Here is an 11,976-nt window from a genome sequence, read left to right on the forward strand (position 1 = left end):
TTGGTGGTGCGCTCCTGACGATCCAGCGGCTGGGGCTGGCCTTCTTCTGGTTGCTGCATATCAGTCATCTTCCTGGTCCTCCCCAAACTGCCATGGATTGTAGCTATAATCCCAATATTCATTTATCGAGCCGCTGTAGAGCTGCGCCCGCTTCGGCTGGGTAGCACTCCCCTGGGCTTGCACGGTGACCCGTGCACCGTCCATGAGATTGGCTTCGACGATCAATTCGGGATCGTCGGGCATATGCCACTGATCCTCCTTGGACGCTCGCAGGGCTTCCTCCCAATTGCGTCGTTCAGCTGATGACGACGTATTGCCCCACCACATCCGGTTTCCCTGTTCCGTCTCGGTTATCCAGTCAGCCGCGCCTGATCCCAAGACCCTGTAGAGGTCGGTGTGTTCCCTATAGGACAAACTGCACCCCTTAGGAATGAGCAAGCGAACGTCAGCATAGGCCACAGCCAGGCGCACGGTGCCCGTCGGGCAACCTGAGACTGTGCTCACCGCATCATCCATAATCTGAACACGATGGGTGCCGTGTTCCCGCTCATAACCAGTCAGGTCAATGACGGCACTTCCCTGATCCTGCGGGTCTCCGACCAGCGCAATGCCGCGGCGGTAACGTCTCATGTCCGCACTGCTCGCCCCCAACGAGCGCCCATAGTTGTTGCCGTTAACTTGAACTGTGGCGTAGTCGGCCAAGATCCTGCGGTTCTGGGTTTGCTCAATGCCTGGTATGGCCGAACCGGTAGCCAGAATCAGAACAACCAGGCTGGCCATCAAGGCAATGGGAGTCAATCCTCCTGACCTGCGGCCCATCAAGCCCAGGATCAGTATGACCACGCCAAGTGTCAGCGTGACGCCTCCAGCCCAGATTAGAGCGTAGGCCAAGGTCGCATTCAACCCGCGATAGGGGTTCATGGCCATCCACCAGACACCTGCTCCGGAGACCAGGATCAGTCCCGACAGAAGACTGACCAGCATAGGTCCGGCGGGACGACGCCTCAGCCGGGGCGGAACCGACGGACCCTGACGGGCTATTCCCGGACCTGTCGAGAATGACCCGGCTGTGCCATAGCCCGGCCAGGCACTGAATCCATACGACTGATTCTTGTTCCCAGCAGGTTCTGCAGGGCCTTCTGCCCCTGTCCAACCTCCGGGAGCTGCACCAGCGCTGGGATTGCCCCCATCTTGCGTATTATTCGAATCGCTGCCGGCGTTTGCCGAATCCTCTGTCTCATAGATGGGTCCAGGAGATGTTACCTCCCCTTGTTGCCCCGAAGTTCCATACGAATCGGAATGCTCTGGCTGATCCTTACGTTCTTCCGAACTCGCATCACTTGCTGTCTGTGCATTGCCTCGCGTCCCTGTGTAATCCTGGTATCCCTCATACCCTGAAAAGCTCGGATACTCAGGCTGATTCGAATACCACTGCGAACCTGTACCACTCGGCCGTTCCGAATACTGCGGTCCCATCACCCAAGGATCGCCCGAAACCGGCCTGCCGGCATCCGGTCCAGCCCAGTACCCCCTCTGGTACTCCAGGGCCTTATTGCGACTCCACCGGATAAGGAGATACAAAATCAACGCACCCAAAGCCAAGGACACGATTCCGACTCCAGGAATCAGGATGGCCAGCAGCCAGTAAATGATGATACCCACCATGGAAGCATGCCAAATCCCGTGAATCAGCTCCTGGGCGATAATGACCCCACGCCGATCCGGCAAGACGAACCAGGCAAAACCATAGAAGGCGGCACCAGTGCCGAAGAGAAAGACCGCCAAAATCATCAGCGCTCTGACCAGGGTTACGCTCCAGCCCAGCCGACGGGCCAAGGCTACGCAGACGCCGCCGATCCATCCCTGGTCGCGGATCAGATAGGACTCCCTGCAGGCGCGGAAGAACTTGTCGGACTTCCACCGCCAGCCGTTATCAGGGCCATTGCCGTTTATGTCGCTACTCATGTCTTCATTACAACACCCAGCGAGCGCAAATCTTATGGGGGAACACCCTGATTCGACCCTGATTTCTTCCGTTTATCGCCTTATCGGCACCATCCGAAAACGATAATGGAAGCATGAACGCACCCATGCAGGAACAGCGAATGCTGAAGGAACCACCTCCTCTGCACCCTGCGCGCATGCCCCTGATGAGGCCGCACAAGGGCAGGATCCTGTGCGGAGTCTGCAAGGGCATCAGTTTGCACCTGGGTATTCCCGTCTTCTGGATACGCCTGGTCATGGTGCTCCTGGCCCCCAAAATGATCACCTGCGTGGTCTACTGCTTCCTTTGGTTGATACTGCCCCAGGGCGATCCCACCCAGGCGGTCCAACCGAATGACCCGCGATCGGCTCCGCTGGCACCCAGCATTCTTACTGGACAATCGGGTCAGAAGGAGGACCACAACATCACCCCCGGGCGGATAACCAGACTGCTGGCAGGCCTAGGCATCATCCTCCTGCTGACCACGGTTTTTCTGCTCAACAGCGGTATGCGCCCCGCCTTTGTCGTCCCCTGCCTGCTTTTTTGCGCTGGGCTGGTTCTGGCCTGGCTGAGGCCGGAAAACCAAGGAACCGGCTACCACCTGCCGGCCCTGATCGGCAGCCTGGCCCTGATCCTGTCTGCTGCGATAATCTTCCTGCTCTCCACACAGGAATTGCATTGGGCCCTGACCCTGATAGTCCTGGCCGGACTGCTGCTTGTGGGCGTGACAGCAGTGGTTGTGCCCTGGGTAGGCTCAATCATCAGCCAGCTGGGCGATGAACGCGCCATGAAGGAACGCGAGGAGGAACGGGCCGATATGGCAGCCCATCTGCACGATGGCGTCCTGCAGACCCTGGCTCTGATTCAGCTGCATGCCGATGACCCGCATACCGTCTTCACCCTGGCCCGATCCCAGGAGCGCGATCTGCGCAACTGGCTCTATCAGGAACGCACTCCCTCAGACCGGTCCGTCAGCACTGGGCTGAGCCAGATAGCCGCACAGGTGGAGGATGATTCAGGCAAGCCGATCGAGGTGGTCACCGTGGGCGATGCCATGCCCTGCGCGCAGACCGACGCCCTGCTCAACGCGGCCCAGCAGGCCCTGGTCAATGCGGTCACCCACGGTGGCGAACCCATATCCGTATATTGCGAGGCTCGCAGGAATCAGGTTGAAGTCTACGTGCGCGACCACGGTTCTGGCTTTGATATGGATGCGATTCCAGCTGACCGTCTCGGAATTCGAGAGTCCATCATAGGTCGGATTCGTCGGCGTGGCGGCAGGGTCGAAATCGTCTCCCGCCCGGGCTGGGGCACCGAGGTCAGAATGCACATGCCGCTGTCCGAGGCCAGCCAGCATCAGGAGGGCGAGGTTGATCAGGCTGAAAAAGGGACTGAGGCACAGCAATGATAGGATACGTGGTGAACCATTCATTCACAGACGCATGCCGGTCCGATCCTTTCCACGCTTGAGGACCCGCGTCGGGAAAGGCGGGCTGAACCACGCCCATGACCACGACTGCAGCAGAGCCCCATCAAGCCGAGGATGGGCCCGCAAGCATCCGCGTAGCCGTCGTCGACGACCATGAGATGTTCCGTACCGGCGTCATCACCACCCTGCAGCCGCATTTCCACGTCGTGGGCCAGGCGGCAGACGTGGAGTCCTCCATTCTCATGGTCGAGCAGACCCGTCCCGATGTGGTTCTGCTGGATGTTCACGTGCCTGGCGGCCAGGGCGGCGGAGGCGCCGAAATTCTGAGCCGTTCCCATCCACTCTCCCCACGGTCGGTCTTTCTGGCTCTTTCCGTATCCGACTCGCCCAGGGACGTGGGTTCAGTCATCCGTGCCGGAGCACGTGGCTACGTGACCAAGACCATCTCCGCCAAGGACCTGGTCTCCTCAATCCGTCAAGTTCACGAGGGGTATGCAGTCTTCTCCCCCAAGCTGGCGGGATTCGTGCTCTCCGCCTTCCAGGAGGACGAGGCCGCAGATGCCGGTCGGGTGGAAGATGACGAACTGGATCGACTCTCCGCGCGCGAGCAGGAGGTCATGCGCTTGATTGCCCGGGGTTACACTTACCGCGAGGTAGCCTCCGAGCTTTTCATCTCCATCAAGACGGTTGAGACCCACGTCTCCAACGTCCTGCGCAAGCTTCAGCTTTCCAACCGAACCGAACTGACCCGCTGGGCCGCAGACCGTCGCATCGTCTGAACGTCCACTCAGCAGTCAATGCCCCGCTGACCAAGGAGCTGACGCAGACTGCTGATATCACGGGCAACAATCCCCTCCATACCCAGTCTGTCTGCCATAGCCACATGCTCAGGATCCGCATCGACGAAGATCGTATGCTCGGGGCTGATGGCGAAACGACGCAGAGCCAGACGATAGAAGAGCGGATCGGAAAGATCCAGATGCTCCTCGGATGAGATCAGAACACCTTTCAGAGCAGAGAGGGGCGAGAGGGCATCTGACACCGCTTCGGTCAGCTGACTGGTCGTCGTCGCCAGGCCCCAAAGGGTCAGGCCAGCTCGCCGCAGATACCCCAGCAGATCCGATGCTCCAGGGAGCGGGCCCTTAACCGCCAAGGTGTAGTTTTCCAGACAAACGCGAACCACCCAAGCGACCGCAGGTCCGTGAGTGGTTTCATAATCGGCCAATGCCTGCTGTGGGTCCACGCCCAGATTGATCTGTCTTCTGACACAAGCGAAGCCCCACTGGTCCTCCGGGTCCAGAACCATATCAATCACTCCGTCAGGATAATGCCCGACCAAGGCTCGACGCGGGTCCCAGTCCACCAGGATCCCAGGCAGAGCGAAGAGGATGCTGCCACCTGGGGCCGCTGGGTCGGGGCGGTCATCGTTGAATATATCCTCATCTGGCAGGTCGCCCGATATGCCTTGGCTTAATCCCTGCTGGAACTCCCGATGCTGCCTTGCCATGCCCCCAGAATAAACATCTGGACCTACAGAACCTGCGGCAGAATCCAGAAGGCACGTGGTCAATCACTAGGTGAAGGCCACCGAATGGATATATTGAAGCCAGCAATGGTCGGATCTTACGTTTTGCGACCTGCCCAAGACGGAAGTCCCGCCGGGCACGAAAGGAGCCGTTATGCGTCGGCTGCTGCTCACATCCTCATTCTCCGCTACCGCTGACAGGCTGCCCGCTTTCCTCGGAGGCTCGCCCGAAAATCATACGGTGGCCTTCATCCCCACGGCCAACCTTCCACAACGTTCAGATAGTTATGTCCAGGAAGCTCGCCAGGCTTTCACCGACATGGGCTGCCGAATCGACGACCTGGAAGTCTCGACCGCCGATCCGGAGACCATGCGTCGCAGTCTGGAGAAGGACGACCTTATTTACCTGTCCGGCGGCAACGCCTTCTTCCTGCTGCAGGAGCTGCGTCGCTCAGGAGCTGCTGATCTGATCAGACAACAGGTGGATCAAGGCAAACCCTATATCGGCGAATCGGCCGGCGCAGTGGTGACCGGTCCCGACATCGGCTTCCTGGATGCCATGGATCCGCGCTCGGCCGCCCCGGATCTGGACTCCACCGCCGGGCTGGGCCTGGTGGACTTCCGCCTCCTGCCCCATCTTGATTCCGAGCCCTTCGCCGAGGTGACCAGAAAAATTCTGGACCGCTACGGCGACGATGAGCCCATGGTGGCCATCAGCAACACCCAAGCCGTGGCGATTCGCGGGCAGTGCCTGACCATTCTTTAGAGAATGCCAGTCAGCGACAGAGACCTTCCATGACCTGGCGGGCCTGATCCAGACGATCACCCGGACAGAGCAGGATGACACCATCCCCAGCAAGCAGCCGGAGATCACCAGCGGGAATTAGCCTATGCTCGCCCCGGCGAAGACCGATTACGGCGCATCCGTGCGGCCAGGGGACCTGTCCCAGCAGACGACCAGCCGCTGGACTGCCATGTTCTATGGGAAACTCCACAGTGACCCTGTCAGGAACCTGGGCATCGGGAGCATGTCCGCGTCGATAACGCTCCAGCAGAGCCTCGTAAATGGGCTCGACTCGCAGCAAATCGGACACCATCAGGGCGGTGAAGGCGCATAGAGCCACAGGAAGCATATGAACCAGGGATCCAGACATCTCCACCGTCAGCAGGATGGATGTTATGGGAGCCTTGACCGAGGCCGTCAGGGTGCCTGCCATGGCGCAGACCGCGCATACCGGAATGATCCGGACGGGCATTCCGAGGGCGGCTGCACCCATACCGCACAGGGACCCAGTCAGCGTGCCGACTGCCAGGATGGGCATAAAGATGCCGCCGGGGGCGCCGCTGCCGAAGGAACTGGCCGTGAAGAGCATCTTGACCAGAAGCAGAATCAACAGGTTCATGGCCACCGACCAGGCCAGCTCGCGAACTCCTTCCGCCTTGCCGATCAGGTCCTCGCCGCCACCCAGGACGGCAGGCAGCAGCAATCCGACCGGCAGAGCCAGGAAGAGGGAGATCACCGGTCCCAGCTTTGAGGGCAGGTGGCTGTAAAGACTCTGAGCACCCAGCAGCAGGCGGTTCATGGCAGCTCCCACCAGACCTGCCACCAGCCCAAGGGGGATCATCAGCAGATACTGGCCGATGGTCAGCTGTGGCATAGCAGTGAAGTCCAGGACCGGACGCAGGCCGAAGCGGTTCTTGGCGATGAAATCAGCACTCAGACAGGCCATGGCCGCCGAAAGAAGAATCATGGGAGAAAAAGACCTGTGGATCTCCTCCAGAGCGAAGACCATCCCCGAAAGCGGCGCATTGAATGCTGCAGACAGACCGGCAGCCGCACCGGAAGTCACCAGGCAGGTCTCCTCCACACGGTCTCGGCGCAACCCTCGGGAAACCAGTTGGGAACCGGCCGCGCCGATCTGCACCGAAGGTCCCTCGCGCCCTAAAGACAGGCCGAACATGCCGCAGGCCAAACCGCCCAGGAATCGTACGCCAAGCACAGGCAGAGCAGGCATGCGCATGCCATGGATGACCACTCCCTCCACCTGCGGAATGCCGGAGCCTGAGGCCATGGGAACCCGGCCGACCATCCAGGCCAGAGCCAGGCCTACCAGCAGGGCGGCCAACAGCCAAGGGAGGATCATCAGAGGCTGATCACGCATCTGCCCGTAGGCCCATCGAGCGAACCGGGTGCCATAGCCGATGCCTTGCCGGTAGAGCACAACCAGTACTCCCACCAGCAGTCCGCAACAGGCGGCCCTGAACGCTACCAGCCACCGGCTGGCTCGACCCGGCCTGGTCGCCTGGACCGGGTCGGAACGATTGTCCTGATCCATCTCATCCGCCGACGGCCCTTTCCTCCAAGACAGATTCAGCCTCACCGGCCTGCTCCTTCCCTCCTTCACACACAACGGTTTCCAGCTTCTCCCAGAGCAGAGACCAGGAGCAATGACTGAGCCGACAGCTTCAACTTTCTGGCAGTATGAACACCTGGGATGCCAGCTTCCGAGCAAGATCCGGGAGGCAAGAGCCGGGCAAGCAGACAGACACGTCGTCAGAGCCTAACGGCAGTGCTGTCTGTTCGTCAGTTGCCGTCAGATTACCGTCCAAGACAACGGTGTTCACCTGGCCACGATGACCCACCAGATCCAGCAGCGAGACCCTACCTGGCACCGTACCCAGGCACTCGCTCAGGGTGGCAGCTGAGGCCATGTGCAGCCTCCGGCATCCGACCACCTCCCGCACCTGGCGCAGATCCGGTCGCCTTATGCCCCTGGCCACCAGGAGTATCAGCAGACCTCCAGCATCCTCCAGCAGCAGGAACTTGGAGAGGTTTTCTATAGAAAGCCCCAGCAGGTCAGCAATGCCCAGCTCCATGCCCTGGTCAATGGTATCCAAGGGCGGGTGTTGAGCGACTCGCCAATTTGTTCTCAAACCATCCAGAAGCTCTCGCACCGGCTGGGGAACCATCCTGTCCCCCGAGCCTGATGACCCCTTATCCATACCGGCCGAGGCGTCAAGCCCTGCTCTGGCTGCAGGATCAGTGCTGCCATTGCCTGGTCCCATGGACACCTCGTCAGTCGTTGTCCACCTCAGAGTCGGGCTTCAGCTCCTTCTCCTTCTGGCCTATCCGCTTCCTGTCTATGCGATAGTAGGCGTTGAAAAGGCCGCCGGAGGTCAGCAGAACGATCAGAAGAACCAACAGCCATATGTTCTCTTTGGCTTCGTATGTTTCAAGCAATTCATAAGAGGAGGAAACCATCTTCAGCCAGCCTGCGACCGACACGAAGTACCAGGCTGTTGCCTGATCAAGGAAGCTTAGCGCCCGTCGACGTTCTGATCTGGTCCTGGTAGCCTGACGGAGAATTTCGTGCCCGCGTTTGCGCTCCAGTTGAATCTTGACGATGGGCACCAGCCACCACCAGGGCGAGACCTCATCCCAATTCTTGCTGAGCTGATCAAAGTCGTCCAGAAGCTCCTGATATTCCTGCAGCTCCATCAGCCCCTGGAAGAGCGGGAATGTGAAAAGCAGCCAATCCCCGATCAGAGAGACAATGGCGATGAATTGATCCACGACCCGACCTTTCCCTTGCAGAGTCGGCACCCAAGGGTCGGCTCACGTGATTAAGCATGGCTACCATCCATCATTGTAGACACCAAGTTCCAGCCCAAACCGCTGTCTCAACCGCTGACCTCAGTACTGGGAACATAGAACTCAGCGAATACAAGAATGCCCCGGAGATAGCTCCGGGGCATCAGCCAGGCGGACAGGGCGGGATTCGAACCCGCGGTGGCTTGCGCCACAACGGTTTTCAAGACCGTCTCTTTCGGCCGCTCAGACACCTGTCCAAAAGACGTGCCAATCAGGCACGTCACTCATCATACGACATCAAGGTTGGTCTAACCAGCAACGGAATGTCGGTCGCTTCCAATAGAGGCGGCTCAGGCCTCCCAGCTCTGGGGCTCGATGACTTCTTTCCCACCCACGTAAGATCGCATGGCCTCGGGGATGACAATGGAGCCATCGGCATTCTGGTGGTTCTCCAGGATGGCGACCAGCCAGCGGGTAGTGGCCAAGGTCCCGTTCAAAGTGCTGACAGGGCGCGTGGAGCCGTCCTCCAACCGCTCGCGCTCGTTGAGGCGGCGGGCCTGATACTCGGTGCAGTTGGAGGTTGACGTAAGTTCCCGATAGCGACCCTGGGTGGGCACCCAGGCCTCGCAATCGAACTTGCGCGCAGCCGAGGATCCCAAATCTCCTGCGGCGGTGTCGATGATCCGGTAGGGCACGTCCACCTTGGCCAGCATTTCCTGCTCCATGGCCAACAACTGCTTGTGCTGGTCACGGGAGTCCTCCTGCTTGCAGTAGACGAACATCTCCACCTTGTCAAACTGGTGGACACGGATGATGCCCATGGTATCTTTGCCGGCGGAACCAGCCTCTCGCCGGTAGCAGCTGGACCAACCGCAGTAGCGCAGCGGACCCTTGCTCAAATCCAGAATCTCGTCCTCGTGCATGCCAGCCAGGGAGACCTCGGAGGTGCCCACCAGATACTGGTCGTCAGGCTCACGCAGACGATAGATCTCGTCGGCATGGGCGTTCAGGAAGCCGGTGCCGGCCATGACCTCGGGCCGGACCAAAGTGGGGGTGATCGTAGGAATGAATCCATGCTCCATGGCCTGGTCCACAGCCATGGTCAGCATGGCAATCTCCAGCCGGGCCACATCACCGCGCAGGAAGTAGAATCTGGATCCGGAGACCTTGACGCCCCTGCGCATGTCGATACCAGCCACGCCAACGCCCAGGTCCAGGTGGTTCTTGGGCTCGAAACCCTCCTTGGCGAAGTCACGCGGAGTACCGACCTTCTTGACCACCACGTAATCATCCTCGCCGCCCTCGGGCGCCTCAGGCTCCACTACGTTGCTGAACTTCCACATCAGATCGGTGTACCTGGCGTTTGCCTCGTCGGAGGCTGCCTTGCAGGCGTTCACCTTGTCCGACAGGCTCTTGGTCTGGGCCAGAAGGTCGGCTTTCTCATCAGGAGAGGCCGAACCCATGCGCTTGCCGAGCGACTTCTGCTCGGCCCTGCGGCTTTCGTAATCCTGGAGCGCCGCCCTGCGCTCGCTGTCCGCCTTCAGCACTTCGTCAACGAGTTCGACCGATTCGCCGCGTTTGCGCTGTGATTCACGGACAACATCCGGATGTTCCTGAATGAACCTGATATCTAACATATCTGAATTCTATGACTTTCGGGGGACACGAAAACCGGCCCCGCACAACTCTTCCCAAGCCTTATGGCCTCTGTCGCAACCGGCCCGACCGCCGCCGACCAGCCAGGAAGAGCAGCCGAGGCAGGAAGGCGGACGGGAACCATCCGTCTTTTATATACATCTGCCCCGCATCACTTGCCGAATACGGTCTTGCGGAACCGTTTGCCGGTGGGAGTACCCGCAAGCCCGCCAATGCCGGTCTCCCTAAGTGACGATGGCATGCTCTCGCCGATGGACTTCATGGCTGCGATGACCTCATCGGGCGGGATTCTGCTGACGCCACCCGATAAGGCAATATCAGCAGCAATCAAAGCGTTGGCAGTGCCGATGGCGTTGCGGTTTACGCAAGGCACCTCCACCAAGCCGGCCACGGGATCGCAGACAAGGCCCAGCAGATTGCTCATGGCTATGGCGAAGGCCTGGGCGCAGGCATCAGGATCGCCTCCAGCACCCTCAACCGCTGCAGCGGCAGCCATGCCGGATGCGCTGCCCACTTCGGCCTGACAACCGCCTGTAGCTCCGGAGATCATCGCCTTGTTGGCGGTAACCAGACCGAAAGCCCCTGCCGTGAACAGGCAGCGAATCAACCCATCGTCATCCAGCCCCATTCGATTCTTGAGCACTGTGAGCACGCCGGGCAGAGTGCCCGAAGAGCCGGCGGTAGGCGTCGCGCAGATGATGCCCATGGCCGCGTTGACTTCGTTGGTAGCCATGGCGGCCTCAACGGCCTGCAGCATGGCGTCACCGCTCAGGCTGGTTCGCGTCTTCCGATAATGCTCCAGCAGAGCCGCCTGGCCACCACTCAGCCCAGTCTTGGAAAACACGCCATCGCCCTGGGACCCCCTGGCAACAGCAGCCTGCATGACCTGCAGATTCCTGGCCATTCTTGCCCAGATCTGCTCACGGGTCTGGTGCGAACGTCGCACCTCCTCGTCGATGGCCACTTCAGATATCGACGATCCACGTTCTTCGGCCATACTCACGAGTTCAGCAATCGAAGTGAACATGCGCCATGCCTCCTAGTCGATATACATCATCCGGGACGAGTGACCCGCGATCTGCTTCTGTTGCTGCGTGGACAGCGGATTGTCCAAATCGAACTCGTACACCGCCATGCCGGCCGGACCCTCGGGCTCATACCTGGTCTGCTTGGTCACACCCTCTTCTCGAAGCAGATCGCGTATGCGCTCCAATCGCCGACCTACGCCCTTTTCGGATTCATCCACTTCCACCAGCAGGATGGGCAGAAGCCCTGGAGGAGTGATCTGGCAGCCGTCCAAGTTGATACGCCGTACCTCAATGGTCCCGCCCCCGATGGAACAAGCCGCGTATATCACCCGACCGGCTGGCCCCCGCAAGTCCAGGACAGCAGTATTCGGGTGGTCGATGGGGCTTGGTTCGTCCTCCTCGTGGAAGGTCAGATCCATGCCCTGCCTACGGGCGATGCCAATGGCATCAGGCACCCGGGGGTCATCCGGTGCAAAGCCCAGCAGGCCGCTGATGATGGCGTAGTCGGTACCGTGGCCGCTGTGCGTGCGAGCGAAAGAATCATAATAATGAACATCAGCACGGCTCGGAACACCCCCGGCAAGGATGTGTCCAACCCGACCAATGGCCACGGCCCCGGCTGTGTGCGAGCTGGAGGGTCCAATCATGATGGGACCTATGATGTCGAACACGCTCTTGTACTTATCCATGCCTGCCTCCTCTTCCCATACCCCCGGGCTTTCCCAGACTTCCAGCGCACGAAGCCGTCGCAACTCCATACCG

11 protein-coding genes and 1 tRNA gene are annotated in these 11,976 nt (G+C 60.1%); 3 read left to right on the forward strand and 9 right to left on the reverse strand.

Translation table 11 applies throughout. The features are described 5' to 3' along the window. Nucleotides 1-60: 60 nt before the first annotated feature. Nucleotides 61-1,965, reverse strand: coding sequence for a PspC domain-containing protein (locus tag ACVWNW_RS02545; protein ID WP_454482860.1), 1,905 nt, complete (start codon nt 1,963-1,965; stop codon nt 61-63). 140 nt (nt 1,966-2,105) lie between these two features. Between ACVWNW_RS02545 and ACVWNW_RS02550 the strand changes: the two genes are divergently transcribed. Together ACVWNW_RS02550 and ACVWNW_RS02555 are read left to right on the forward strand one after the other, a co-directional pair. Then, nucleotides 2,106-3,392: an ATP-binding protein gene (locus ACVWNW_RS02550; protein ID WP_052733421.1), complete on the forward strand. Its 1,287-nt coding sequence runs from the start codon at nt 2,106-2,108 to the stop codon at nt 3,390-3,392. 98 nt (nt 3,393-3,490) lie between these two features. Then, complete coding sequence (locus tag ACVWNW_RS02555; protein ID WP_046323273.1) at nt 3,491-4,192, forward strand: LuxR C-terminal-related transcriptional regulator; 702 nt, start codon at nt 3,491-3,493, stop codon at nt 4,190-4,192. Between the two features lie 8 nt (nt 4,193-4,200). Here ACVWNW_RS02555 and ACVWNW_RS02560 read toward each other — a convergent pair whose 3' ends face one another. Next, on the reverse strand, nt 4,201-4,920 hold the full coding sequence (locus tag ACVWNW_RS02560; protein ID WP_454482862.1) for an HAD family hydrolase: 720 nt from the start codon (nt 4,918-4,920) through the stop codon (nt 4,201-4,203). Between the two features lie 172 nt (nt 4,921-5,092). Between ACVWNW_RS02560 and ACVWNW_RS02565 the strand changes: the two genes are divergently transcribed. After that, the gene (locus ACVWNW_RS02565) at nt 5,093-5,704 is read left to right on the forward strand and encodes a Type 1 glutamine amidotransferase-like domain-containing protein (RefSeq protein WP_454482864.1); all 612 of its coding nucleotides are present in this window, start codon (nt 5,093-5,095) and stop codon (nt 5,702-5,704) included. A gap of 10 nt (nt 5,705-5,714) precedes the next feature. Here the strand turns inward: ACVWNW_RS02565 and ACVWNW_RS02570 are convergent, their stop codons facing one another. The 7 genes from ACVWNW_RS02570 to ACVWNW_RS02600 all read right to left on the reverse strand — a co-directional run bounded on the left by ACVWNW_RS02570 (nt 5,715) and on the right by ACVWNW_RS02600 (nt 11,903). Further along, on the reverse strand, nt 5,715-7,274 hold the full coding sequence (locus ACVWNW_RS02570) for a ClC family H(+)/Cl(-) exchange transporter (RefSeq protein ID WP_454483346.1): 1,560 nt from the start codon (nt 7,272-7,274) through the stop codon (nt 5,715-5,717). A 130-nt stretch (nt 7,275-7,404) separates the two neighbouring features. Then, nucleotides 7,405-8,004 (reverse strand): YbaK/EbsC family protein, encoded by a 600-nt coding sequence (locus tag ACVWNW_RS02575; protein WP_454482866.1) that lies wholly within the window; start codon nt 8,002-8,004, stop codon nt 7,405-7,407. 10 nt (nt 8,005-8,014) lie between these two features. Further along, on the reverse strand, nt 8,015-8,512 hold the full coding sequence (locus tag ACVWNW_RS02580) for a hypothetical protein (RefSeq protein ID WP_121913581.1): 498 nt from the start codon (nt 8,510-8,512) through the stop codon (nt 8,015-8,017). Nucleotides 8,513-8,702: 190 nt separating this feature from the next. After that, nucleotides 8,703-8,787, reverse strand: a tRNA-Ser gene (locus tag ACVWNW_RS02585). A gap of 93 nt (nt 8,788-8,880) precedes the next feature. Then, a complete protein-coding gene (gene serS / locus ACVWNW_RS02590; protein WP_454482868.1) occupies nt 8,881-10,167 on the reverse strand; it encodes a serine--tRNA ligase in 1,287 nt (428 codons plus the stop codon). Nucleotides 10,168-10,337: 170 nt separating this feature from the next. Further along, the gene (gene sdaAA, locus ACVWNW_RS02595) at nt 10,338-11,213 is read right to left on the reverse strand and encodes an L-serine ammonia-lyase, iron-sulfur-dependent, subunit alpha (RefSeq protein ID WP_046323279.1); all 876 of its coding nucleotides are present in this window, start codon (nt 11,211-11,213) and stop codon (nt 10,338-10,340) included. Between the two features lie 12 nt (nt 11,214-11,225). Next, entirely contained in the window at nt 11,226-11,903 is a 678-nt protein-coding gene (locus ACVWNW_RS02600; RefSeq protein WP_454482870.1) for a serine dehydratase beta chain, read from the reverse strand. Between the last annotated feature and the right edge of the window lie 73 nt (nt 11,904-11,976).

Source organism: Bifidobacterium sp. JNUCC 75 (assembly GCF_054819865.1).